Source organism: Mesorhizobium sp. P160927 (assembly GCF_057766385.1).
The window spans coordinates 2,206,636-2,231,711 of record NZ_JBYMDW010000001.1 but is presented as its reverse complement, the minus strand read 5'-3'; the positions used below and the strand labels follow the sequence as shown (position 1 = coordinate 2,231,711).

Below are 25,076 nucleotides of genomic sequence, written 5' to 3'. Positions count from 1 at the left end.
GATCCAGACAAGGGGTACCGCTTTCCTGGAGGCGCATCGCCACCTGTACGGGTTCACAATCATTCGACCGTGACCGATTTTGCGAGATTGCGCGGCTGGTCTACATCCGTCCCCATGAAGAGCGCCGTGTGGTAGGCTAGAAGCTGCATCGGGAGCGAGAAGATCATTGGCGCGATAATCTCGTCGACAACCGGCAGCACGAGCGTGTGCATGGTTTCGAGTTTCGATACGGCTGCCCCTTTTTCATCGGTGATGAGGATAATCCGCCCTCCACGGGCAGCCACTTCCTGCATGTTGGAAACGGTCTTGTCGAAAAGACGGTCATAGGGCGCGATGACGATCACTGGCATGTTCTCGTCTATCAATGCGATCGGCCCGTGCTTCAATTCACCCGCTGCATAGCCCTCGGCATGGATGTAGGAGATCTCCTTGAGCTTCAGCGCACCTTCCATCGCTAGCGGGAAACTAGTGCCACGGCCGAGATACAGGACGTCACGACACTTTGACAATTCGCGCGACAAGAACTCGATTTCCGGCTGGATGCTCGCGAGTACGTGGCCCATCACGCGCGGCAATTCGGCGAGGCTCCTGACGAGCGCCTGCAGCTCGTCTTCGGGGACGGTCCCGCGGGCTCTGGCGGCGCCGATGGCGAGTGCTGCTAGAACGGCAAGCTGGCAGGTAAAAGCCTTAGTAGAGGCGACGCCGATTTCCGGTCCGGCAAGGATCGGGAAAACCGTATCGGCCTCCCGAGCGATGGTCGATTCGCAGGCATTGACGATAGCGCCAATTTTCAGCCCACGCTCCTTGCAGTACCTCAATGACGCAAGCGTATCGGCGGTTTCGCCGGACTGCGAGATGAAAAGAGCCGCCGATTGCGGCGGCAACGGGATCTCGCGGTAACGGAATTCGGACGCAACGTCGATTTCAACCGTCAGGCGCGCATAGCGCTCGAACCAGTATTTTCCGATCAGTCCGGCGAAATAGGCGGTCCCGCAGGCAGAGATCGCCAAGCTCGGGACCTTGGCGAAATCAATGCCAGGAACCATGTCGCGACTGTCTATGATGTTAATGTAATGACGGAGAGCATGGGCGATGACCTCGGGCTGCTCGTAAATCTCCTTCTCCATGAAGTGGCGATGGTTGCCCTTGTTGGCCAGATCGGCCGCGGCCGTGGAGATATGGCGCGGACGCTCGACGGGACGGCCGTCGATATCGAAGATATGGGCGCCCGAATTGCCGACAACGGCCCAGTCGCCGTCGATGAGATAGGTAATTTCATTGGTGAAGGGAGCAAGGGCGATCGCGTCGGAGCCCAGGAACATCTCGCCGTCGCCGTGACCGATCGCGAGCGGTGGTCCGTTGCGCGCCGCCGTGATGGTCGACGGTTCATCTTCGAAGAGGATGGCAAGCGCATAGGCGCCCTTGACGCGTTTCAGCATGGCACGCGTGGCCTCTTGCGGCCTCATGCCCTCTCGGCGGTATCTTGTCAAGAGATGCCCAACGACCTCGGTGTCGGTGTCGGTCTGGAACTCGGCGCCATCCGCCGCCAATTCGTCCTTCAGCTCGGTGAAATTCTCGATGATGCCATTATGGACTACGGCGACACCGTCGCTAAAGTGCGGGTGCGCATTGCGTTCGGTCGAGGCCCCGTGGGTTGCCCAACGCGTGTGGCCGATGCCGACGTTGCCGCTCAGCGGCTCTTCCTTCAGTCGCCTCTCGAGATTGACGAGCTTGCCCTCGGCGCGCCGGCGGTGCAAGGCACCCTCGATGATCGTCGCAACGCCGGCGGAATCATAGCCGCGATATTCCAAACCCTTCAACGCGCCGATCAACCGATCCGACACCGGCTGTTGCCCAACGATGCCAACAATCCCGCACATGTTCGTCTCCGCATCTTTGCGGGCAGCACCAGCCCACGCGAGACGGATACCCGTCCGGCCGCTTTAAGTGGCGGCCTTGTAGTAGTAGTATTCCATAATATTGGTAAAATTGATTGTTGTGATAACTACCATCCACCCGACGGATAGGTCGGCCGCTGTGGAGCGACGACCCAAACTTCTATTCGCGCCTGACGCTCTTATGAGGATCGCAAACTCACACCTGCGGCAGGATCACGGCCTCAGAAAGGCCAGGAGGCAGGCCTTGGACAGTGGACGGACGACGGGCCTGCGACCCTTGTCAGGCAGTCGGCATGTAGGAGCATTGTGCCGCCGACTTGGGCATCGGCGATGGTTTGTCTTGGCGACAGCCTGAGTTCGCTTCAGGACCGTCGTCGTCTCGCGCGGCTGCCGGTGTCAGTTGACGATAACAAAATGTCCGCCGGGGGCGAGCGCCTCGCGCACGGCACGTGCCAGCCGCGGTCGGTCCGGGACGCCGTCGAAGGCGTTGGCCGTGAAGACGTAGTCGGCGGGGCGTGACACCAGAGTAGCGAGTTCATAGCGCGTAGCCGGCGACGAATTCGCAATTGGTCGCGCCGGCGCCGGTCAGCCGGCGCTGCGCGGCCTCCAGCTGGTCGGCGTAGTGCGACGACATGGCGGGCGATCGTGGCGATCGGCACAGCCGCCCCGCAACAGAGGTCGACCACCTCCCTTCCCGGCTTCAGCCCGGTTGTCGCAAGCGCCATCTTCGCTGCGGTCGCGCTTCTCATGCTGCTCTTTCCTGGCCTTTGCAAGAACACGAACTTCGGTCGGAATGGCAATGTGGCGAAGGGGGGCGACCCGATCCGCGTCAAGCTCATCGCCAGGGAAGAGGCGAAATGATGGGCAGCCCCACTACCGCCTGATCACCAACCCCAGTTACTGGCACATTCTACATCAGCTACCAATTGACAAACGTAAGGCAGGAGACGGATGAGACGTGGACGGTGTTCGACCGTCGTACCACAGCCATAAGTCGCATTTAGGAGATCCTAATGTTTGATGCAGATGGCTGGGAACGTTGCTCACCCTCAACTCGGAGGTGACCGTTACCATAAACAGCGGATGGGCTGGTGCCGTCATTAAGTTGGAAGGCGACTTGCCTCCTCTAGCCGTTTTCGCAACCTATCCCGTCGCCGTCTCGGTCAAGATCATAGATATCGGTGCCTACGCAGAGACCGGCCCGGGTACGTATGCGGGACCATTGCCCTTTCCGGAGGAACAGTCGACATCGCTGGCGATTGGAACACAGGCGCCTGTGTAGTTAGGGTCGCAGGATTCTTGGCCATGAGCGCTGCTGATGAATAACGCCAGACCCAGAGCGACCGCGCTTAGACGACGACGTCGAGCCGGAGTGCGCATCGCCCTCTGCGGTGAGGCCTCCGTAAGCGTCTGCGACGACCGACAGAGTCGACAATCACGCGCTTCGTTCAGCGCCCCGAGGTGATCATGGCTGAAAGCGGCCCTACAAGGGCGGGCGGTAGTAGCCTTCAAGGCCGACAAGAGGCAAACGCTGTGGAATCGTGTGCAGGGCGAGGTCGGCGGCCCGGTCCCGAAGGAGCATAAGAAGAACAAGGCCGAATGGCTGAAGCCGGGACTGGTCGGCCGTGTCACGAGGTCGAAGGGCGAAGAGAAGCTGCGCCTCGCGAGGCTACGGATTTCTGGGAGGATAACCAAAGAGCGCGGCCAGTCTTAGGTATATTGTACGATTGTTACCCAAGCGGCGGCCGCATGGACTCTCATCTTCGTGGAACTACATTGCCACAATGGCACAGCTCTTTGAGTCCGCCCCAATGAGGGCTTCATTTCAGATGATTGTGGACCACTATGAGACAGCGGTTTCACTCCAGGAGCGCATTGTGACTCGCGCTCGACAAGTCGGCTTGTCAACGAAAAGCGATGACGAATTTCTGGAGTATCTGAATGCCGCGTTAGCGCGGGCGCGCCAAAGCTTGGCTCGGGCCGATTAACGTAATTGATTAAAAATGGGACATCCGCGGTCCGCAGGCATACAGTGTGCCATCGACGGCAACTCTAAGGGCGTCCGTCGGCTGTGAGCGATCAACATGCTTCCGCCCCAATAGGGAGAGGGAGCTATGACAGACTCCAGTTCACAAACTCACACTGCCGCGCAATGCGACACCCGCCAAAATTCCATCTATCGCAATTCGCTGCTGCTTCGAATGTGCTCGGCAGATTTGGCCTTGCTGCAACCTCATTTGGAAAGCGTCTCCCTTGGACTGCAGACGCATCTCGAAGTGGCGGGGTCTCCAATCAGAACCGTGTACTTCTTCGAGAGCGGTCTCGGGTCAGTGGTGGGCGAACTGCGGCCTGGTATTGAAGCTGAGATCGGAATCATAGGTTGTGAGGGTATGACCGGCTCAGCGCTTATCATGGGCGATGACCGGTCAACGCACGATTGTTACGTCCAATTAGAAGCCCGAGCCTTTGTTATCGACGCGGGCCTCTTCACCAAGGCGCTTCTGACAAGCCCAACCCTGCGAACCTTTCTGCTCCGCTACGTTCACTACTTTCACCTCCAGGCTAGCTTCACCGCGCTCAGCAATGCCCGGATGAACATAGTCGACAGGCTCTCAAGATGGCTGGTGATGTGTGATGATCGCGTCGAGGGGAACAGCTTTGCGATTACGCACGAGTTCTTATCAGTTATGCTCGGTGTCAGGCGGCCCGGCGTCACCATAGCGCTGCAAACCTTGGAGGGCCAAGGTCTGATACGCTCAATGCGAGGAGAGGTAGTCATTCTTGATCGCGCGCGTCTAATTGCGCTGGCAGATGGGTCATATGGCAGGGCTGAAGCCGAATACGGTCGGCTAATCAGCCAACTGCATTGATCGCAGGCGCCGCGACGGTGATCGCCAACGAATGTGCTCGAACAGGAGATGGTCGATCTCCTGCATTGGAGTCATGTCCGGGTAAGCCGCCTAGACAGAGCCTTCACCGCCGACGTTGCCGAGCATCGGGATCCAAGACGAAGCTGTCATGCCGGCACCGCTGCATGCGCCGCGCGAGGAACAAACCGCCGCTCGCATTCGTTCAGGATCCCGAAGCACGATACGGCTGTGCACCACCTTCCGGCCACTCCAAAGGAGACCCGAGACGACTCGGTCCGTAGAGGAGGTTTTCGAAGAGGATCTGAGGCTTCGCGCGGCAGGCGATCCCGAGGAGGATCTCTTGGGCGCACTGCCATCTAACCTCGATTAAACAGGCACTGATGCGCTGGCTGGAGCAATGGCGAGACTCATTGCGCCAGCCGCATAGCCTTATCTTGCCTCACAGCGGGAAGGCTGTTTCGGGACTTTTGGAAATCAGCGGATCACAGGCTCGCCATGGAAGCGGCGGCGCGATGGAGGAGAAACGCCGAAGCCAACTTCCATCATCAGCCGTGGCCTGTGCGCCGGCACGGTGCCCATATGGAAACCGAACGGATCCTCGGCGAAACCGAAACCGGCCTCGCCGGTCAGCGTGACCGGGCTCTGCTTGCCGTAGACGTCCAGAATCTCTTGCGCGGGATGGCCGACGACAAGCGTAAGTTGGTGCTTGAGGGCGCGGCGATTATGGCTGCCGCGAACATAGACATGCGGGCCGGTCCCCTCGTCGACGGGCACCAGATAGAAAAAGAACTTCAGCATCCGCCAGTCGTCCAGGTCGAAGTGGTATTTGCCGAGCGAAGCCAGGTTCTTGTCGGCGTCGGAGGCCTGGCCGGTCGGGAAGCTCCACCAGACGCGCGTAGTGATCAGCGTCGCCTGGCCGCCGAGATAGTGCGCGGCGACATCCATGAGCAGCGGATCGTTTTGGATGGCAACGGCCGACTTACAGCCCAGAATGCGCTCGAAATAATGGCCGCTGAGCAACGGACGGCCAAACCGCGCCTCAGCCTCCACATGCTCCGCCGGCATGAATTCGAGTCGGCGATCGAAATTCCCGAAACAAGGTGTGCACCTGGCGAATGCGGCTACATCTTCAGCCACCATTGTTGGCAGGACGAGGCCGGGAAAAAGCCCATCCATCCGCAGCGCGTCGACAACGTCGTGGCAATTGACACCGGCAAACATCGTGCCCAGGGCTCTTTGCGACCTTCGGACCGGCTTTGCACCACGCCAGTGCATTCTCCGTGCCGGCATGGTGCGCGCCAACATGAACATGGGAAGCCACGCCGGGTTCTCGCGAAGATCCGACAGGTAGGTCGGAATGCGTACAGCTATGCGACGCAGCATGCTGCCGTTTCGCGCGATTGTCTCAAGGCTTGCAGCGCCGGCTTTGTCGGGGTTCATAACGGTCATCGGGATCCTCAGGGCATGAATGCACTTATCGACGAAGCGTTGGGTCTCAGTGCTTCGCCGAAACCCGATTCGCCGCGGAAGAACTAGGCGCTTGCCACGTTTTGTGCAACGCACAATTGCAGTGAGCAATGGAGGTTGCGCGCGCGTAAGACAATCACAACCACCCCAATTACCTTAGGAACTGTCTGTAGCCGCCGCCCATTAGGTAGCGGCCACGTTGGATGGCGCGACGTACCTGATCGCGAAGATGGCCACCTGGATGACGCCAATCTTCTTCGACACGGCATCTCCCGAACAAAGCAATGGCGACCTCCTGATGAGATGCTCCCGCAAGCGAGCCATCCAAGGCCTGGAGTACGATGCGCAGACGCGCTCCGCGGTGTTCCGGCGGAAAGCATGCAACTGACAGGCGGCCGCAACCGTTGACGTCATTGAGGAACTGAAGGGCAGCGACATGGAACTTGAAGTGCTGCGGCTGAACGATTGCGTCGACATATAGCCGCAACGGGCCGAGGACGGACGCACCGGAAACGGCGATCTGCAGACTCCGGCAGTTCTCTCTCAGCAGCACGTGCTGCACGCCCGCAGCTGTCAGCAGGATGTCCTTGCAGCATGAGAGCGAAGAAAGTTGAAGCGGTTCAAAATCGTGGTCGAGCCCAAGCGGCTCCGCGGCCGCTCGTAGAATACAGGCGCAATCGCGCGGATCCCAAAAGACCCTTGCCGTTGTAGCGTCCGACTGTGGCGCGTCCGCGAAAAAGAAGGCTCCATTGTCTTAGGAAAGCTGATCCTGTCGTCAACTCGATTATCTGCATGTCGCCTTGGGGTCCGACAATGCAGGCGGACGGTGCCATTTTGGCGTGGTCGCGCTGGAATTGTGGATTGCGCCGAAGAAACTCCCAGGCCCAGCCAGTGCGTGGCAATCGTCTGGCGTAGTGGTAAGCGTCCTGGCGCCGCCAGTCCGGCCAGCATACAAGACCGACCGTCGCTTCCTTGGACAGACTAGCATCCTTCATGGCTCAGGTGTCCACTATGGCGCTATGCTGACGGGCCCAGAACCGGTTGCCACAGTACCGGTCCACTCAGACGTCCCCTGCTGCGGATGCGCAAAAGGCTCGCGTGAGAAATCTCGAGAAATCCAGCCACCGCCTCCGTTTTGCCGACGGACTTGGGTTGTCCGATGCGTGACAATGGCCACGTAGCCAGGCGGAGGATCCGCTCCATGCGCGTATCCGTCACCGTTACTATCCGGGTCAGATCCTTGGCCAAGCCGAACTCGATCATGGCCGCGAAGAGCTCGTAGGTCGCCTGGGCCAGCCCGCCCGCAGCCTTGGGCGTCGACGGAGGAAGATCGAGCGCGAAACGACTGCTCTCCCATATGTCGGTGGTCGAAGGCACGACGTCAGCACCCAGAAGCACCGGGAACGTGTCGCGCAACATTGTGGGTCCGGTGCTGGGCAGAAGACGCACGCAACCGCGAATTCGCCAGTCGGATCCTTTGAGCAGCAGATAGACGGGCTTCAGAGCATCAAACGAATCGGATTCCATCTGGTCTTCGGTATCAACTTCCCAATCGAGCCTTTCCTTGAACACCCGAAACCTGAGCCCGTGCATCTCTTTGAGTTCGCCTGCAAACTCGTTGTAAAAGTCTGGTGTTATCAGTTGCATCATGGTCGCCTCCATGTGGGATGTGTTCCCGCCATCGAAGGGCAAAGCTGACAGCGATGCAGCCTGTAGAGGTTTACAGGTATCGTGGCTGAAGAATCAGGATCTCGTCTGGCCGGAGGCAGCCATGCGTGCAACGGCCTGGTTGATCGTTCGAACGCCAAACTTTGCCTTGGCGTTTTCCAAGTGAAAAGTCACGGTGCGCTTTGAGACGCCGAGAAGCTGGCTGATATCCCAAGCCGACTTGCCGCGCGCCGCCCATTTCAGGCACTCGAACTCCCGCGGGGTGAGCGTTACACCATCCACCACGCGATCATCGGCGAGCCTGCGCCGGACATGGATATGAAAGTTGATGGCCACCAGCTGCAATGCTTTTTCGTAACGTGCCAGTGACCGCAACAGAGGCGGACGGGACTCGTCGGAAGCAAAGGTCAAGGCAGCAAACCGGCCGAGATGATCATGCATGGACATCGTCAGGCCGCCGCAGATGCCAAACTCAGCCGCACTCTCCAGAATTTGTTGCTGCGAATTCGGCAGACAGTGCCGAGCGCGATTCACACCCCAATCGAATGTATCCCAGCCTTGCAGCCCGCGCAGGATGACCGGATCAAGACTGTGGTACCGCTGTTGCAGGTAACGTGATGTCCAGGATGAAGGATAGTTTGAGATCAATTGGGGGGCGTCGCCGGAGGCCGACGGGTAAGTGAAATAGGCGAATAGCGGAAAGTCGAAGCCGGCTGCAGCGGAAGCCATTGCCTCACTGAGATCGGCAGCATCAACACTTGCAGACAGTTGCTCGACGAAGTTCTCAAACACGCGATGCATTTGCCCTATGCGCAACCTCCGTAATCGCCCGATGCCAAGCAGAGATCTTGTTTTAGACGAACGCGGACGAATACAGCGCGCGCCGAGAACGTGGCTAATCTGTTGAACCAATCCGAAATAGTCTGACGTTGTCTATGAGACGTGTGCCGCCGAGCCAGGCGGCGGCAAGCAACCGTGCCGGTCGATCGAGGCTTGTCATCGGGTGCAGATCTGCCTCCTCGCGAAGTTCCAGGTATTCGACCGCGCGATAGCCTGCAGCCAGAATTGCTGCGCGAGATTCTGCAAGCGTTGGCAGGACGGGTGAGCCGCGCCCAAGCCACTCAGCCGTCTTGAGCAGGACCGATGATAGCTTGGGAGCAACAGCGCGTTGCGCTGGCGAGAGCCGCACATTGCGCGATGATAGCGCAAGACCGTCGGCTTCACGGACTGTCGGACAGGCAACAATGGTGATTGGAATATCCAGATCCCGGGCCATGCGCCTGACCAGGTGAACTTGCTGAAAGTCCTTTTCGCCGAAGAAGCCGAAGTCAGCGCTGGTCTGCAGGAAGAGCTTGGCGACGACGGTCGCCACGCCATCGAAATGTCCCGGCCGGAAGGCACCGCACAGGCCCTCGCTGACACCGGACACCGGACACCGAAACGGTGGTGGCGAAGCCCGCCGGATACATCTCCTCTGCATCTGGCGCATAAAGCAGGTGCGCTCCAAGCGGTGCCAACTTGGCGGCATCCTCGTCCTCGGTGCGCGGATACGCGGCAAGATCGGCCTGGCTGTTGAATTGCTTCGGGTTTACGAAGAGCGTCACGATCACACGGTCTGCCTTCTCGAGTGCAGCGCGCACCAGGCTGAGATGGCCCTCATGCAGGACGCCCATGGTTGGCACCACGGCAATCCTCACGCCCTCGCGGCGCCATGCGGCGACGATTTCGCGAAGCTGGTCAACGCTCCTGACGATAGGCACGCTCACGCTGCTTCTCCGCCCTTGGTGGCTTGCGTGCAGGCGGGCTTGGGCGCATCGGCAAACACGTGCTCGGCGGCCGGAAACTGGCGCTCCTTCACCTCGTGCGCATAGGAAGCGATCGCAGCCGCAGCCGCCTCCCCCAGTTCAGCATAGCGCTTGACGAATTTGGGTCGGAAGTCGCCGAAGAGGCCCAGCATGTCGTCGGCGACGAGAATCTGGCCGTCACAGGCTGCCGAGGCACCGATGCCAATGGTCGGGGCCGCCACCTCCCCGGTGATCCGGCGGGCGAGCGCTTCAGGAACCTTCTCCAGGACGACCGCAAAGGCGCCCGCTTCGCTCACCGCAATTGCGTCGCGCCTGATGCGCTCGGCATCCCCGCCCCTGCCCTGCACGCGGTAGCCACCGATGGCGTTGATGGCCTGCGGCGTCAAGCCGACATGAGCCATGACGGGCACGCCGCGTGCGGCGAGGAAGCCGATGGTCTCTGCCATCGTTTCGCCGCCTTCGAGCTTGACGGCCGTGCAGCCGGTCTCCGACATGACGCGCGCAGCATTTCGGAAAGCCTGCTCTGGGCTTTCCTCGTAGGAACCGAACGGCAGGTCGATCACCATCAGCGCCTGCTTGATGCCACGGCGCACCGCCTGGCCGTGCGTGATCATCATCTCCAGCGTGACACCGAGCGTCGAGGGCAGGCCGTGGAGAACCATGCCGACGCTGTCGCCGACGAGCACCACATCACAATGGGGATCGACAAGCCGGGCGACTGGGGTGGTGTAGGCGGTAAGGCAGACGAGCGGCGTCCCACCTTTGCGCGAACGAATATCCGGCGGTGTGATCGCCTTGGTGTCACCAAACGCGCTCAATGGATCCTCCTTCCCCTACGTTACCAACCGCGGGTGTCGCCTTTGGCACATTTTTGTGCAGGTGCGAAGAGCTAAAAATGCCCGTGCAGCTGTGGGGTGTTGACGTGCCGACAGGCGCGCTTACACTAAATCGATTAAGGTCCCCCGAGCTGGCCAAGTAATTCGCTAACATGGACGATCAGGCAATACGACTCAGGAAAGACAGAGCCGCCTTCAAGGCCGACGACGTCAAAGTGGACCTGATCGCCCTTGTCGTCGCCGTAAACGACAGTGAACCCTGTGTCCTCACCATCGGCCAGGCAGACACCTTGCCCTCCGGTCCCTTTGCGCTTGAGCACCGATCGCTGCAATCCGGCTTGAGGGGGTGGGTCGAGCAGCAGACCGGCCATCGGCTGGGGTATATTGAGCAACTTTACACGTTCGCTGATCGGGATCGCATCGGCGCCGAGCGCCAGCAGCGCGTCATCTCCATCAGCTATCTTGCATTGACCCGCAAGGAACAGGCAGCGGGCTCGCCCAAGTGCGGATGGCAGAGTTGGTATGAATATTTTCCATGGGAGGACCACCGCTCCGGCACGCCTCCGGTCGTGCTGGACGTTCTGCGACCACGCCTGATTGAATGGGCAAACGGCGTCCGCGATGCGGCCACGCGACGTGAACGCTGGCAGCGGGCGACGATAGCCTTTGGCTTCGACGACCGCCTTTGGAACGAGGAACTCACGCTGCAACGCTATGAGTTAGTCTACGAAGCAGGCCTGGTCCAAGAGGCCGTAAGAGGGCGGGACGCGGCGCCCCCTCCGCTGGTGCCCAGCAAGTCCATGGTCGCCGATCATCGCCGCATCGTGGCGACCGGCATTGCGCGGCTGCGCTCCAAGATCAAATACCGGCCGGTCGTCTTCGAGCTGATGCCGCCGGTCTTCACGCTTTTGCAGCTGCAGCGAACCGTGGAGGCGCTCGCCGGCAGGCTCATCCACAAGCCGAACTTTCGCCGACTGATCGAACAGCAGGAGCTGGTCGAGGAGACCGGAGAGGCCACCACTGAGACCGGCGGCCGGCCAGCGAAGCTTTTCCGTTTCCGCCACGCCGTTCTGGACGATAGGCTCATCGCCGGGACAAAATTGCCGCTGGCGCGGGGTTGACATCCCTTATACTCACAGCAAGTATATGCTGGTTATTTTCAATTAGAGTATAAGCGGGAGGGGGTCGATGAGCGCCATGCTGCCTACGGCCGCGTTGCTCTACGAGCACGTCCGACGAGTGATCCCGCCGATCGAATGGCCGGCTTTCGCCGAGGATATCGAGGCGATCCTTGCACTGAAGCGCGAGCGCAACGCCATCATCCTGGCCCACAACTATCAGACGCCCGAGATCTTCCATTGCGTGGCCGACATCGTCGGCGACAGCTTGGCATTAGCCCGCACGGCTGCGACGATCGAGGCGCAAGTCATCGTGCTGGCCGGCGTCCATTTCATGGCCGAAACGGCCAAGCTCCTTAATCCGGACAAGACCGTGCTCATTCCGGATCTCCGCGCCGGTTGCTCGTTGGCGGAATCAATCACGGCAGAAGACGTGCGCTTGATGCGCCAGCGTTATCCCGGCGTTCCGATCATCACTTATGTAAACACGTCGGCCGAAGTGAAAGCCGAGTCGGATATCTGCTGTACATCCGGCAACGCCAAGGCGGTCGTCGAATCCCTGGGGGTTCTCCGGGTGATCATGTTGCCGGACGAATATCTGGCCCAGAATATCGCCGCCCAGACCGATGTGCAGATCATCGCCTGGAAAGGGCATTGCGAGGTGCATGAGCGCTTTACACCGGCCGACATCCGCGAGTTGCGCGAAAGCCATCCCGGCCTGGTCGTGCTCGCCCATCCCGAATGCCCGCCCGGCGTCGTGGCTGAAGCAGATTTTTCCGGCTCGACGGCTGCCATGTCCGACTATGTCGAAAGGCAAAGGCCGCCACGTGTCGTGCTGATGACGGAATGCTCGATGAGCGACAACGTCGCGTTAGCGCACCCAGAGGTCGAGTTCATCCGGCCCTGCAATTTGTGCCCGCACATGAAGCGGATCACGCTTGCCAACATCCGCACGGCGCTCGAGCAGAACCACCATGTCGTAACCATCGAACCCGGGATCGCCGGGCGCGCGCGGCTTGCGGTCGAACGGATGCTGGCAGTTTGAGCGCCGACCTCCGCAGCTTCTTCGGGCGGCCGATCATCATCGGCGGCGGCATCGCCGGACTGATGACCGCGCTTCAACTGTCGCCGGAGCCGGTGCTTCTTCTGTCAAGGTCGCTGCTGGGAGCTGACAATTCGAGCACCTGGGCACAGGGGGGTCTGGCTGCAAGTTTCGGCGAAGACGACGATCCGGCAATGCACCTGGCCGATACGCTTGCCGCCGGGGATGGTCTCTGCGACAGAGACGTGGCGAGCCGCATCCTCCAAGCCGCGCCCAAGGCGATAGAGGGGCTTGCGGGCTTTGGGGTTCCCTTTGACCGCACGCCGAAAGGATCACTGAGCCTCGGATTGGAGGCCGCACACAGCCGGCGTCGCATCGTTCATGCGCATGGGGACGGCACCGGGCGTGAGATCATGCGTGCCCTAATCGCGGCTGTGCGTTCCACTCCGTCGATAGTTGTCGTGGAGGGCGTGGAAGCGCGCCGGCTGGCCGTGGGAGAGAATGCGATTCGAGGCGTCTGGGCTAGCTGTTCGATCGGACCTTTCTTCTTCGGCTCACGGCGGGTCGTCCTCGCCACCGGTGGCATCGGGGGATTGTTTCTCGATACCACGAACCCTTGGGGCAGTTGCGGACAAGGCCTTGCACTTGCGGCCCGCGCTGGAGCTGTCCTAGCCGACCTCGAATTCATCCAGTTCCACCCGACCGCCCTTGACGGCCCAGAACGCCCTATGGCGCTGGTCAGCGAGGCGGTGCGAGGCGAAGGTGCTGCCCTGATCGATGAAACCGGCCAGGCTTTTCTCCAGAGCGTGCCCGGGGCGGAACTTGCGCCTCGCGATGTCTTGGCCCGCGCCGTGTGGAACCATCTTGCGGACGGCCACCATGTTTTTCTCGATGCCCGACAACGGCCAGGCCCGGCATTCGCTCGACATTTCCCGACAATCGCATCAGCCTGTCGTGGAGCGGGCATCAATCCCGCGCGCGATCTCATCCCCATTCGTCCGGCCCAACACTACCATATGGGTGGCGTTGCCGTGGACAGCTTTGGCAGGACCTCCGTCGAGGGGCTGTGGGCCTGCGGCGAAGTCGCTTCGACAGGACTGCATGGCGCCAACAGGCTCGCCAGCAATTCCTTGACCGAGGCAATCGTGTGCGCCCGCTGGGTCGCTGAAAGTGTCGCCGGAACGCCTGCTCGCAGAACAAGACCTGCGTTTGCGAACGTTTACCCACCGCCCGCTCCGATACCCGTGCGTGTTTTCCTGTCGCGCGCTCTCGGCATCGTCCGGGACGGTGAAGGGTTGAAAGCAGCCGCGCGTGCCTTATTGCCGCTCGCCGAAAGCAAGGACGGGGTCTCGGATCCGGCGGCTGTCGGGCTAATGATCGCGGTTGCCGCCTTGTTGCGCGAAGAAAGCCGCGGCGCTCACTACCGGACAGATTTTCCTCATCATGCGACTGCCGCCCGACGGTCCGAAATCACCCTCGAAGCCGCCTTGGCGGCTGCGCGGGAACTCGGACACTCGCCAAGCTCCGAAGGTGCAAAGTGATGATGCTCTCACCGCTCCCCACGGTCCTGCTTGAGCCGCTTGTACGGGCATCTCTTCTTGAAGACCTTGGCAGAGCCGGCGACTTGACCACGAACGCCATCGTCCCGAAGGAATACCAAGCGGGAACCGTGTTGGTGGCGCGACAGTCCGGAGTTGTCGCCGGCATCGATCTGGCGATGCTCGCTTTCGGCTTGATTGATCCTGGTGTCGAAATCTCCGTGGAGCGGGGAGACGGCTGCAATGTCGTGGATGGAGAGATCATTGCATCAGTGGTTGGCCCGGCCCGGGCCATTCTCACAGCCGAAAGGACGGCACTCAATTTTTTGTGCCATCTGAGCGGCATCGCCACAGCAACGGCATCGATCGTCGCTGCGGTTCGTGGATATGGCGCGAAGATCGTCTGCACCCGCAAGACGACGCCCGGATTGCGGGCAGTCGAAAAATATGCCGTGCGCGCAGGTGGCGGGTCCAATCACCGCTTCGGCCTGGACGATGCAATTTTGATCAAGGACAACCACATCGCCATCGCAGGCGGCGTCCGCCCAGCGCTCGAGCGAGCACGAAGAGCGGCCGGTCATCTCGTCAAGATCGAAGTCGAGGTCGATACTCTGGCCCAGTTGGAGGAGGTACTTGGCTTCGCTCCCGATGCGGTTCTGCTCGACAACATGTCCCTCCCCGATCTTCGCCGCGCCGTCGCAATCGTCGGTGGCCGCGCTATCACCGAGGCTTCTGGCGGGATCACGTCCCATACAGCGCGAGCGGTTGCCGCGACCGGCGTTGATCTGATTTCGGTCGGCCGACTCATCCACAGCGCGCCGATCCTGGATATCGGCCTCGACCATCGGGGCTCATGATTGTCTGAGTAACGAACAGGATTTGGTCAACTGTCCTCTCCGATCGTCGACAGTCAGATAGCAAGACCCCGCAAGACAGACCGGAGGAACAGCATGGACATGCAAACGGCAAGTTCAACGCAGACATCGCCACTGGCTCAATCCCCTGACCCTGGAGCGTGGACCCTGGAAAAGGCTCAGGCACTTTACCATGCCCCCTTCAACAATCTCCTCTTCCTGGCGCAGACCGTGCACCGCCAGAATTTCGATCCAAACAAGGTCCAGCTCAGCCGGCTGCTCAGCATCAAGACGGGCGGATGCCCGGAGGATTGCGGCTATTGCAGCCAGTCGGCGCATCACGAGACCGGCCTGAAGGCGTCGAAGCTGATGGAGGTCAGGCGCGTCGTCGCCGAGGCGAAGAAAGCGCGTGACGCCGGCGCCACGCGTTATTGCATGGGAGCCGCCTGGCGTAACCCCAAAGCGCGCGACATGGATGCGATGGTGGCGATGGTCGAGGGCGTCAAGGCGCTGGGCATGGAGACCTGCATGACGCTGGGCATGCTCGATCTTGAGCAAGCCGCTCGTCTGAAGCAGGCGGGTCTCGACTATTACAACCACAACATCGATACGTCGGAACGCTACTACAGCGAGGTCATCAGCACGCGGAGTTTCGCCGAGCGGCTCGAGACACTCGAGCACGTTCGCCAATCTGGCATCAAGGTCTGCTGCGGCGGCATTATCGGCATGGGCGAGGAGCCGGTGGACCGGATCTACATGCTGGTGACGCTGGCCAATCTGCCGGAACATCCGCAAAGCGTTCCGATCAACATGCTGATTCCGATCGCCGGCACGCCGCTTGCCGATGCCAAGCCCATTGAGCCGATCGAATTCGTGCGCGTGATCGCGCTGGCGCGCATCATGATGCCGAAATCGCATATCCGTCTCTCCGCCGGCCGTATGGCCATGACCGACGAGATGCAGGCGCTGTGCTTTTTTGCCGGCGCCAACTCGATTTTCGTCGGCGACACGCTGCTGACGGCGGACAATCCCGGTGAGGACAAGGATACCCTGCTGTTCCGGCGCCTTGGCATCGAGCCGATGGGACTCGAAGCGCAATGAACGGGGCGCCGCTTGCCAGTTATGATGCGACCTTGAAGAGGCTGGCGCGCAAGGACCGGCTGCGGACGCTTTCGCCCCGCGCCGGGCTGGACTTCTCGTCGAACGACTATCTCGGGCTGGCCTCGTCCAGGAGACTTGGCGATGCTGTTGTGACGGCGATTGCGCGGGGCACGCCGGTTGGCGCCACCGGGTCGCGGCTGTTGCGCGGCAATGCACCGGAACACGAGCAGCTCGAGGCAGACGCGGCGGCATTCTTTGGAGCCGACCGCGCGCTGTTCTTCGGCAGCGGCTACATCGCCAACTTCGCTCTGCTGAGTGCCCTGCCGCAGAAGGGCGATCTTTTGGTTCTCGATGAGCTCGCCCATGCCAGCATGCATGAGGGTGCGCAGGCCGGGCGCGCACAGTTCGTGCTGGCCGCGCACAACGATGCCACCGCTGTTGAGGATGCGATCACACGTTGGCGCGCCGCAGGCGGCATGGGATGCGTCTGGATCGCGGTGGAAAGCCTTTACAGCATGGATGGCGACTGCGCGCCTTTGGAGAGCCTGGTCGCGCTTGCCGATCGGCACGGCGCATTCATCGTCATTGACGAGGCGCATTCGACCGGCGTCTGGGGACCGGACGGCCGGGGGCTTGCCGCCGCTTTCGAGGGCCGCGACAACATCGTCGCGCTCCACACCTGCGGCAAGGCGCTCGGCGCATCTGGTGGGCTCGTGACCGGGCCGAGGACACTGTGCGAGTATCTGATCAACCGTTGCCGGCCATTCATCTACGCGACCGCGCCATCGCCACTGATGGCGGTCGTGGCGCGCGAGGCACTCGCAATGCTCGCCGACGAGCCTATGCGGCGTGTTCAGCTGCATGAACGCGTCGCCAGCGCCGGCCAGTTGGTCAATCGCTGGGGTGTGACACCAAGTGGCTCGCAGATCCAGCCCTTAGTAATCGGCGATGTCAGGCGCACCATGGCAGTGGCGGCGCGCCTGCAGGCCCGCGGCTTCGACATACGCGGTATTCGTCCTCCGACCGTGCCCGAGGGCACGTCTAGGCTGCGCATCTCACTGACGCTCAATATTGGCGAAGCCGACATTTCCGCCATGGTCGAGGCGCTGGTCGAGGTGTTGGCTCAAACATCACCGGAGGCGATATGACCCAACGCATCGTCATCACCGGAACGGATACCGGAGTTGGCAAGACCGTGTTTGCGGCTGGGCTCGCCGGTCTGCTCGACGGCTTTTACTGGAAACCGGTGCAATCGGGCCTCGACGGCGAGACCGACAGCGAGGTGGTCGCGCGGCTTGCCGGCTTGCCCTCAGAGCGCGTGCTGCCGGAAGCCTACCGCTTGCGGAGCCCGCTGTCGCCGCATCGTTCGGCCGAGATCGACAGCGTCGCGATCAAGGCTGACGATCTTAACTTTCCCGTCCTACCGACGCCGCTCGTCATCGAAGGCTCCGGCGGCCTGATGGTGCCGCTCAACCGGCGCACAAAGTTCATCGACATCTTCGCTGAATGGCGGCTGCCCGTTATTCTGTGCGCCCGCACCACGCTCGGCACCATCAACCACACCTTGCTCTCGGTCGAGGCGCTCCGCGCCCGCTCCATCCCGTTGGCGGGCATCGCTTTCATCGGCGATGAGATGGCCGATACGCAACGGACCATCGTGGAATTCAGCGGTGCGCCGCAGCTCGGCAGGCTGCCGCACCTCGATGTGCTGACGGGCAAAACACTGAGGGACGCAATGATTGCCGGCTTCGCCTTCGCCTCGATTACTGGAGGTGACTGATGTCGCAGTCCCATGTCTGGCATCCCTTCACCCAGCACGCGCTCGAGCATGCGATCCCAGAAATCGTTTGGACTGAAGGCGCCTATCTCCGCAGGGCCGACGGCGCCCGCATCCTGGACGCCATCTCCTCCTGGTGGGTCGTCACACATGGCCACCGCCATCCCCGCATCATGAAGGCAATCGAGACAACCGCGTCGAGCCTCGACCAGATTATCTTTGCGGGCTTCACGCACGAGCCGGCAGAGCGCTTGGCCAAGGCGCTTGTCGGCCTCGCTCCCGCTGGACTCGACTGGGTGTTCTATTCCGACAGTGGCTCGACCTCGGTCGAAGTAGCGCTGAAGATGGCACTCAGTTCTTTCCGCAACATCGGCGCCCCACGCTCGTGCATCGTCGTCATGGATCACAGCTATCATGGCGACACGATCGGCACGATGAGCGTCGGTGCGCGTGGCGTGTTCAACGCCGCCTACGAACCCTTGCTGTTCGAGGTCGACACCATCCCCTTTCCGGCAGCGGGGCGCGAGCAGGAGACGCTGGATCGTTTAGAGGCTGTGACCCGCGATCAACGAGCCGCAGCCTTAATCGTCGAGCCGCTGGTGCTGGGCGCCGGCGGCATGCTGATGTATCCGGCTTCAGTTCTGGCCGAATTGAAGAAGATCACTGAGGCCTCCGGCACGCTGCTGATCGCCGACGAAGTGATGACCGGCTGGGGGCGGACCGGAACCATGTTCGCCTGCGAGCAGGCATCGATCTCTCCAGATATCCTGTGCACCTCGAAAGGCCTGACCGGCGGCGCCATCCCGCTGGCCGTAACGCTTGCCACCGATGCCATCTTCCAGGCTCATTATTCCGAGGACCGGAAGAAGACGTTTTTCCATTCGAGCTCCTACACTGCCAACCCGATTGCCTGCGCGGCAGCACTTGCCAATGTCGAGATCTGGCGGGACGAGCCGGTGGCCGAGCGCATTGCGGCCTTGAGCGCAATGCAGGCCACCGGGCTTCGACGCTTTCGCGACAACAGCTTCTTCACCGACTGCCGGGCGACCGGCACGATCGCGGCGCTCGACCTGCGAACCGGTTCCGCAGGTTATCTCGCCGAGATCGGACCGAAACTGCGCGCTTTCTTCCTCGAGCGAGGACTACTTGTGCGCCCGCTCGGCAATGTCCTCTACCTTCTGCCACCCTATTGCATCACCGGCGACGAGCTCGAGCGACTCTATGACGCCATTGAGGAGGCGGGCGAACGCTTCGGGTCCAGGCCATGAGCAAGTCGTCGCGCATTCTCGGGTTTGGCCATCATGCGCCTCGGCGAAAGGTGGCGAATGCCGAAATCGAGAGCAATCTCGGTCTTGATCCAGGCTGGATCGAAAGGCGTACCGGGATACGGTCGCGCTTCTGGGCAACCGACGAAGACACGCTGTCTGGTCTTGCTACGCAGGCCGGCGACATGGCGCTGGCGAACGCCGGCATTGCGCGCCACGACATCGGTCTGCTGCTGCTTGCCACCTCGACGCCCGACCATCTTCTGCCGCCCAGCGCGCCGCTGGTCGCACACAAGCTTGGCCTTGGCCGCGCAGGCGCGGTGGATCTGACCGGCGCCTGCGCCGGCTTCATCTATGCGCTCATGTTTGCGGACGGGTTCACCCGCCTGCATGGCAAACCAGCGCTGGTCATCGCCGCCAACATCCTCAGCCGCCGCATCAATCCAGCCGAGCGCGCGAGCTCGGTCTTGTTCGCCGATGCCGCCGGCGCCCTGGTGATCGGTCAGTGCGATGATGCTGATCGGGGCATTCTCGGTGCCGCGGTGGATTCGGACGGCTCGCGATACGGGCTGATCCAGATTCCCGCAGGAGGAAGCAACAAGCCGTTCCACGGTGACCTCGATCTCGCGCAAGCCCGAATGACAATGACCGACGGCCGCGAAGTGTTCGCAAAGGCCGTCGAGATGATGACCGATTGCTCGATAAGCGCGCTAGCCGCTGCCGGAGTGCGGCCACACGATGTCGGCCGGCTCGTGCCGCATCAGGCCAATACTCGGATTTTCGATGCGGTCGGGAGGAACCTCGGCATCGCGGACCAGGCAATTGTCAAGACGATTGCCGATTACGGCAACTCTTCGGCCGCGACGATCCCGCTGTCGCTCTCGCTCGCCAACCAGACGGAGCCATTCCAGCCTGGAGAGAAAATCCTTCCGGCGGCGGCGGGTGCGGGTCTCAACGGCGGCGCTCTCGTGGTTGGAATCTAGCCGGCCGGCTCACGCGCGCAGGACTGGTCATGAATGGCGATAGGGCAACAGAACCAATGCCAAAATGGCCTTCTGAAGCTCGACATGACCGAGCTGACGCAGCACGACGCGTGCGAGCCTCTGGATGAGTTCAAATGCATCACCCGTTGCACCAATCGTGCCATCTGAATAAAGCTCAATTACTGAGGGTGAGCCGCCCCATATATGTCCGACACCCGACATTGTTCACATAAAAGGCTCGATGCTTACACGCTCTTTGCTCTCTTCTCTTTGCTGCCTGCTCTTTTTCTCTTTGCTCTTTGCTCTTCCGTCTTGACTAGCAGGAGCCTGCGGCTTATCTCATTGCCGCGTTAGCACTCGCTTCGGCTGAGTGCTAAGCACGCTCCGGCAACGGAGAACCGTTCAACATCCGCACCAAGGACATCCAAAAATGGCAAAGTCGAATTTCCGGCCGCTGCATGACCGCGTGGTCGTACGCCGGGTCGAATCCGAATCCAAGACCGCCGGCGGGATCATCATCCCGGACACGGCGAAGGAAAAGCCGCAGGAAGGCGAGATCATCGCCGTCGGCTCCGGCGCTCGTGACGAAGCTGGCAAGCTGGTCCCGCTGGACGTCAAGGCCGGCGACCGCATCCTGTTCGGCAAGTGGTCGGGCACCGAAGTCAAGCTCAATGGCGAAGACCTTCTGATCATGAAGGAATCCGACATCATGGGCATCATCGGCTGACACGCCGCCGCCTTTCCTTCGCGATCAAATCTGAATTTCGGGCGAGATGCCCAGGAGTAAAAAAATGGCTGCCAAAGACGTAAAATTCTCCCGCGATGCCCGTGAGCGCATGCTTCACGGCATCAACATCCTCGCCGACGCGGTGAAGGTCACCCTCGGCCCCAAGGGCCGCAACGTCGTCATCGACAAGTCGTTCGGCGCACCGCGCATCACCAAGGACGGGGTCACCGTCGCCAAGGAAATCGAACTTTCCGACAAGTTCGAAAACATGGGCGCGCAGATGATCCGCGAAGTTGCTTCGAAGACCAACGACATCGCCGGTGACGGCACCACAACCGCGACCGTTCTGGCGCAGTCGATCGTCCAGGAAGGCAACAAGGCCGTTGCCGCCGGCATGAACCCGATGGACCTGAAGCGCGGCATCGATCTGGCCGTGACCGAAGTCGTCGCGGCGCTCGGCAAGGCTGCCAAGAAGATCAAGACCTCCGAGGAAGTTGCCCAGGTCGGCACGATCGCCGGCAATGGCGACGAGTCGGTCGGCAAGATGATCGCCGAAGCGATGCAGAAGGTCGGCAACGAAGGCGTCATCACGGTTGAGGAAGCCAAGACCGCCGAGACTGAACTCGAGGTCGTCGAAGGCATGCAGTTCGACCGCGGCTATCTCTCGCCCTACTTCGTCACCAACGCCGACAAGATGGTTGCCGAGCTCGAGGACGTCTACATCCTCCTGCACGAGAAGAAGCTGTCCAACCTGCAGGCGATGCTGCCGGTTCTCGAAGCCGTCGTGCAGACCTCGAAGCCGCTGCTCATCATCTCGGAAGACGTCGAAGGCGAGGCCCTGGCCACGCTGGTCGTCAACAAGCTGCGTGGCGGCCTGAAGATCGCCGCCGTCAAGGCGCCGGGCTTCGGTGATCGCCGCAAGGCCATGCTGGAAGACATCGCCATCCTCACCGGTGGCCAGGTCATCTCGGAAGACCTCGGCATCAAGCTCGAGAACGTCGGCCTCAACATGCTCGGCCGCGCCAAGAAGGTGTCGATCTCCAAGGAGAACACCACCATCGTCGACGGCGCCGGCAAGAAGGCCGAGATCCAGGGCCGCGTTGCCCAGATCAAGCAGCAGATCGAAGAGACCACTTCGGACTACGACAAGGAGAAGCTGCAGGAACGTCTGGCGAAGCTCGCCGGCGGCGTTGCGGTGATCCGCGTCGGCGGTGCCACGGAAGTCGAAGTCAAGGAAAAGAAGGACCGCGTCGATGACGCCCTCAACGCGACCCGCGCGGCCGTCGAAGAAGGCATCGTTGCAGGCGGCGGCGTCGCTCTCCTGCGCGCTTCGGCCGACATCAAGGTCACCGGCGTCAATGCCGACCAGGCCGCCGGCATCAACATCGTTCGTCGTGCGCTGCAGGCTCCGGCCCGCCAGATCGCGGCCAACGCCGGTGCGGAAGCATCGATCGTTGCCGGCAAGATCCTTGAGAACAAGGGCGCGACCTTCGGCTACAACGCCCAGACCGGCGAATATGGCGACATGATCGCCATGGGTATCGTCGATCCGGTCAAGGTTGTCCGTACGGCTCTCCAGGACGCGGCCTCGGTCGCCGGCCTGCTGGTCACCACCGAAGCCATGATCGCGGAGGCTCCGAAGAAGGAGTCGGCTGGCGGCGGCGGCATGCCTGGCGGCATGGGCGGCGGCGGTATGGGCGGCATGGGCGGCATGGGCGGCATGGATTTCTAATCCAGCCCCTATCAACCTACAGCGGAAAGGGCGGCAGCAATGCCGCCCTTTCCTTGTGTGCCGAACATGATCGACAACTTGGAGTGCGTCCCGAGGATCTCGTCAGAATTAGGATCTTGTCCGATCGAGCAATTCGCGGGCTCAACCTGGTCAAACCGGCGCCCCCTACGAACTGCCCGATCCTTGAGGATTCCGCTGCGCGACAATCACGATGATTCATTCAGTTGGTAGCTATAGGCGGTGAATCATGAGGGGCATTGAGGAGCGTGGCAAGGCGCCCATCTCGGCATTTAACCCCATCGAGCGTGATATCCGAGACAATTCTCTCATCGGACCGGCGGCTGGCGTTGAAGGACCCGGTGAATCATCCTGTTCTATAGTGGAGCAGACGCGCTCTGAGCCTCAAGATCAAGCGTTTCCTCCTCTGAGTATCCTTGATCTGCCGCTGGACATTCTCGTTGATATTGCTGAGCGGCTCAGCCCGATGGATCTGCTGAGGTGTCGCACACAAATCAAGAGCTGCGTGTCGCCGCGATGATAGTCGCAACGCCTCAAGAAAGGCGGATCCAGGTTCAGGCTCGTCGTCGTGGCCGAGAGGCCTCGTGACCCCGACGACTGCGCTTCGGCCTTGTGGGGCCTCGGAGCGGGCGTGGCAGCGCTTGCACCTGAGCTCCAGCGGCGTCTCATCCTGCTTGAGCCCAGGTCTCAGACCATTGCCCTGGAGGGCCTCGGAGCAGGCGTGGGTGGCCTTTGGCCACCTCCAGCGGCTTGTCTGCGGATTTCACTAAATTGGGACAGCCGTTTTAGTAAATCGCGAACAAGCGTTTCGCTAAGTCGCGGGCAACGGAAGCGATCGAGTTCCGGTTGCCTTTGCTGTTAGGAGTGATTGATTTCGGTTATTTCGCTGAAACGCTGAAACGCCATATCCAGCTTTTCCAACGGTAAATTGGGCACTGTCCAATACTTTATTTCTTGAGAAATCCAACGTTTTTGCCGCGCAGTGACGTTCGGACATAGCAAGGCCTGTCCCATACCTATGAATACGTTTGGCTGAAGCAGACCGATGGCTGCGCGTCGAAGCCGAAGCCGTCGAGTTCGCGGACAAACGGGAACTGCGCGATCTTGCTCGACATGAGCGTGTCGAGCTGGTCGCGGATGGCCGTCAACTTCAGCCGATCCAGGATTGCGATCAGCAGGTCATGATCTAGCGTCGTCATCACCAGCTCCCTCCGACCACCGCTTCGTACTCGGCGAGTGGCCGCAGCAAGGTGGCCGGGGATGATCTTGATGCGCTCGGCGCGCACCGGCCCTTCGAAGCCGGCAACGCCGACAAAAGGCTCTGTCGCAAACCTGGAAATGGGGGTGTGAACGGCCATTTCGGCCTGTCCGTCAGGCAGCGAGGATATCGAAACAGCGATCGACAGACTTGTAGTCATACCTCGCCTGTCGCTTGCCAATCATGTGGATCATCTCGATGCCGGAGAGGATAACCACGGCGCTCGCCTGCGACTTGAAGCCGATGGATCGAATGCGGCGCTTGATACGCAGTCTGTTCTTTCAATTTAGACCAACTATGCGGATGCCGCCTCAGTCAATTCAAGAAGGTAACCAATGCCGCGCACGGTCGTGATCCGTGGCGTTGCACCTGACCTACTCAGGTGTCCACGTAAGCGATAGATTCCGACTTCAAGCGCGTTGGCAGATACCTCGTCGTTGAACGAATAGAGGTGATCTTCCAACTGCGCACGAGGCACGATGCGGCCTGCACGGATAAGCAGATGCTCTAAAATACATAGTTCGCGGCGTGCGATCTTCAGAGGATGACCCGAGACGGAAACCTGTCGGCCGATCGGATCGAAATTGAGATTGCCAAATACAACGATGGGGTCGGTCACCTGTGTCGACCGGCGCAGAATGGCTCTCATTCTGGCGATGAGCTCATCGAAAGAGACGGGCTTGAGCAGAAAATCGTCCGCGCCACCGTTGAAAATTGCAATTCGCTTCTCGAGATCGTTGATGCTACTCATAATGAGGGTTGGAACTGAATGCCCGTCGCTCCTTAGCTGTCTCAGCCAGCCCAAGCCATCGCCATCTGGCAGAGCCAACTCCAGCAGGAGAATTTCATAGGTTGCGCAACAGAATGCCCTCGACGCCTGTTCCAGGTTGCCAACTACATCAACGGCAAAACCGCTATCCCCGAGCGCAGCTCGCACGGCGCGCGTAAGATCCACGTGATGATCAATGAGCAGCGTTCGCATTTCACGTCCTATCAAGGTAGGACAGGTCACCGTCCGCTGTAAGACCGGGGCGACAGCAGAAGTCGCGCAACTCTTCGTAGTGTTCGTAACGCTCTTTCCGATGGGTGATCGCGGGAGAATGCAATCCGCACGCCTGC

General features: G+C 60.9%; 22 protein-coding genes and 3 pseudogenes. 13 read left to right on the top strand and 12 right to left on the bottom strand.

Going from position 1 to position 25,076, the window contains the following annotated elements; translation table 11 throughout:
- Window positions 1-59: 59 nt before the first annotated feature.
- Entirely contained in the window at window positions 60-1,880 is a 1,821-nt protein-coding gene (glmS, locus tag AC3CB8_RS10870; RefSeq protein ID WP_352727019.1) for a glutamine--fructose-6-phosphate transaminase (isomerizing), read from the bottom strand.
- A gap of 414 nt (window positions 1,881-2,294) precedes the next feature.
- Window positions 2,295-2,420 (bottom strand): class I SAM-dependent methyltransferase, encoded by a 126-nt coding sequence (locus tag AC3CB8_RS10865; protein WP_352727017.1) that lies wholly within the window; start codon window positions 2,418-2,420, stop codon window positions 2,295-2,297.
- A gap of 123 nt (window positions 2,421-2,543) precedes the next feature.
- Between AC3CB8_RS10865 and AC3CB8_RS10860 the strand changes: the two genes are divergently transcribed.
- Both AC3CB8_RS10860 and AC3CB8_RS10855 read left to right on the top strand, forming a co-directional pair.
- The gene (locus AC3CB8_RS10860) at window positions 2,544-2,759 is read left to right on the top strand and encodes a hypothetical protein (RefSeq protein WP_352727015.1); all 216 of its coding nucleotides are present in this window, start codon (window positions 2,544-2,546) and stop codon (window positions 2,757-2,759) included.
- A gap of 1,253 nt (window positions 2,760-4,012) precedes the next feature.
- Window positions 4,013-4,768 (top strand): Crp/Fnr family transcriptional regulator, encoded by a 756-nt coding sequence (locus AC3CB8_RS10855; protein ID WP_352550883.1) that lies wholly within the window; start codon window positions 4,013-4,015, stop codon window positions 4,766-4,768.
- Between the two features lie 474 nt (window positions 4,769-5,242).
- Here AC3CB8_RS10855 and AC3CB8_RS10850 read toward each other — a convergent pair whose 3' ends face one another.
- The 7 genes and pseudogenes from AC3CB8_RS10850 to panB all read right to left on the bottom strand — a co-directional run bounded on the left by AC3CB8_RS10850 (window position 5,243) and on the right by panB (window position 10,526).
- The gene (locus tag AC3CB8_RS10850) at window positions 5,243-6,217 is read right to left on the bottom strand and encodes a hypothetical protein (RefSeq protein ID WP_352679348.1); all 975 of its coding nucleotides are present in this window, start codon (window positions 6,215-6,217) and stop codon (window positions 5,243-5,245) included.
- Between the two features lie 169 nt (window positions 6,218-6,386).
- On the bottom strand, window positions 6,387-6,788 hold the full coding sequence (locus AC3CB8_RS10845; RefSeq protein WP_352550887.1) for a DUF2285 domain-containing protein: 402 nt from the start codon (window positions 6,786-6,788) through the stop codon (window positions 6,387-6,389).
- A 67-nt stretch (window positions 6,789-6,855) separates the two neighbouring features.
- A complete protein-coding gene (locus tag AC3CB8_RS10840; protein ID WP_352679316.1) occupies window positions 6,856-7,230 on the bottom strand; it encodes a transcriptional regulator domain-containing protein in 375 nt (124 codons plus the stop codon).
- A gap of 22 nt (window positions 7,231-7,252) precedes the next feature.
- Window positions 7,253-7,885 carry an acyl-homoserine-lactone synthase gene (locus AC3CB8_RS10835; protein ID WP_352550890.1) on the bottom strand — a complete coding sequence of 211 codons (633 nt, stop codon included), beginning with the start codon at window positions 7,883-7,885 and terminating at the stop codon, window positions 7,253-7,255.
- Between the two features lie 93 nt (window positions 7,886-7,978).
- Window positions 7,979-8,704 carry a LuxR family transcriptional regulator gene (locus tag AC3CB8_RS10830; RefSeq protein WP_352550892.1) on the bottom strand — a complete coding sequence of 242 codons (726 nt, stop codon included), beginning with the start codon at window positions 8,702-8,704 and terminating at the stop codon, window positions 7,979-7,981.
- Between the two features lie 94 nt (window positions 8,705-8,798).
- A pseudogene (gene panC, locus AC3CB8_RS10825) lies at window positions 8,799-9,669 on the bottom strand (pantoate--beta-alanine ligase).
- Complete coding sequence (gene panB / locus AC3CB8_RS10820; protein WP_352727013.1) at window positions 9,666-10,526, bottom strand: 3-methyl-2-oxobutanoate hydroxymethyltransferase; 861 nt, start codon at window positions 10,524-10,526, stop codon at window positions 9,666-9,668. The pseudogene panC and the gene panB overlap by 4 nt, the downstream one beginning before the upstream one ends.
- Window positions 10,527-10,696: 170 nt before the next feature.
- Here panB and AC3CB8_RS10815 point away from each other — a divergent pair, with 170 nt between their 5' ends.
- The 11 genes from AC3CB8_RS10815 to groL all read left to right on the top strand — a co-directional run bounded on the left by AC3CB8_RS10815 (window position 10,697) and on the right by groL (window position 22,681).
- Window positions 10,697-11,665, top strand: a complete 969-nt coding sequence (locus AC3CB8_RS10815; protein WP_352550898.1) for an NUDIX hydrolase — start codon at window positions 10,697-10,699, stop codon at window positions 11,663-11,665.
- A gap of 67 nt (window positions 11,666-11,732) precedes the next feature.
- Complete coding sequence (nadA, locus tag AC3CB8_RS10810) at window positions 11,733-12,707, top strand: quinolinate synthase NadA (protein WP_352679324.1); 975 nt, start codon at window positions 11,733-11,735, stop codon at window positions 12,705-12,707.
- On the top strand, window positions 12,704-14,245 hold the full coding sequence (locus tag AC3CB8_RS10805) for an L-aspartate oxidase (RefSeq protein ID WP_352727023.1): 1,542 nt from the start codon (window positions 12,704-12,706) through the stop codon (window positions 14,243-14,245). Before nadA ends, AC3CB8_RS10805 begins: the two co-directional genes overlap by 4 nt.
- Window positions 14,245-15,099, top strand: coding sequence for a carboxylating nicotinate-nucleotide diphosphorylase (gene nadC / locus AC3CB8_RS10800; protein WP_352550903.1), 855 nt, complete (start codon window positions 14,245-14,247; stop codon window positions 15,097-15,099). The genes AC3CB8_RS10805 and nadC overlap by 1 nt, the downstream gene beginning before the upstream one ends.
- 99 nt (window positions 15,100-15,198) lie before the next feature.
- Window positions 15,199-16,197: a biotin synthase BioB gene (gene bioB, locus AC3CB8_RS10795; protein WP_352727021.1), complete on the top strand. Its 999-nt coding sequence runs from the start codon at window positions 15,199-15,201 to the stop codon at window positions 16,195-16,197.
- The gene (locus tag AC3CB8_RS10790) at window positions 16,194-17,345 is read left to right on the top strand and encodes an 8-amino-7-oxononanoate synthase (protein ID WP_352550905.1); all 1,152 of its coding nucleotides are present in this window, start codon (window positions 16,194-16,196) and stop codon (window positions 17,343-17,345) included. Before bioB ends, AC3CB8_RS10790 begins: the two co-directional genes overlap by 4 nt.
- Window positions 17,342-17,977: a dethiobiotin synthase gene (gene bioD, locus AC3CB8_RS10785; protein WP_352550907.1), complete on the top strand. Its 636-nt coding sequence runs from the start codon at window positions 17,342-17,344 to the stop codon at window positions 17,975-17,977. The genes AC3CB8_RS10790 and bioD overlap by 4 nt, the downstream gene beginning before the upstream one ends.
- A complete protein-coding gene (locus tag AC3CB8_RS10780; protein WP_352727010.1) occupies window positions 17,977-19,242 on the top strand; it encodes an adenosylmethionine--8-amino-7-oxononanoate transaminase in 1,266 nt (421 codons plus the stop codon). The genes bioD and AC3CB8_RS10780 overlap by 1 nt, the downstream gene beginning before the upstream one ends.
- On the top strand, window positions 19,239-20,222 hold the full coding sequence (locus AC3CB8_RS10775; RefSeq protein WP_352727008.1) for a beta-ketoacyl-ACP synthase III: 984 nt from the start codon (window positions 19,239-19,241) through the stop codon (window positions 20,220-20,222). Before AC3CB8_RS10780 ends, AC3CB8_RS10775 begins: the two co-directional genes overlap by 4 nt.
- A gap of 430 nt (window positions 20,223-20,652) precedes the next feature.
- Window positions 20,653-20,949, top strand: a complete 297-nt coding sequence (gene groES / locus AC3CB8_RS10770; protein WP_019863563.1) for a co-chaperone GroES — start codon at window positions 20,653-20,655, stop codon at window positions 20,947-20,949.
- A 64-nt stretch (window positions 20,950-21,013) separates the two neighbouring features.
- Entirely contained in the window at window positions 21,014-22,681 is a 1,668-nt protein-coding gene (gene groL / locus AC3CB8_RS10765; RefSeq protein WP_023766583.1) for a chaperonin GroEL, read from the top strand.
- Between the two features lie 1,058 nt (window positions 22,682-23,739).
- On the opposite strand, the pseudogene AC3CB8_RS10760 reads toward groL, so the two are convergent.
- From AC3CB8_RS10760 to AC3CB8_RS10750, 3 genes and pseudogenes are all read right to left on the bottom strand, one after another.
- Window positions 23,740-23,898, bottom strand: a pseudogene (locus AC3CB8_RS10760) (ATP-binding protein); the annotation flags it as partial.
- A gap of 172 nt (window positions 23,899-24,070) precedes the next feature.
- Window positions 24,071-24,226: pseudogene (locus tag AC3CB8_RS10755) on the bottom strand (IS6 family transposase); the annotation flags it as partial.
- 26 nt (window positions 24,227-24,252) lie between these two features.
- Window positions 24,253-24,939: a response regulator gene (locus tag AC3CB8_RS10750; RefSeq protein ID WP_023814396.1), complete on the bottom strand. Its 687-nt coding sequence runs from the start codon at window positions 24,937-24,939 to the stop codon at window positions 24,253-24,255.
- Window positions 24,940-25,076 lie beyond the last annotated feature (137 nt).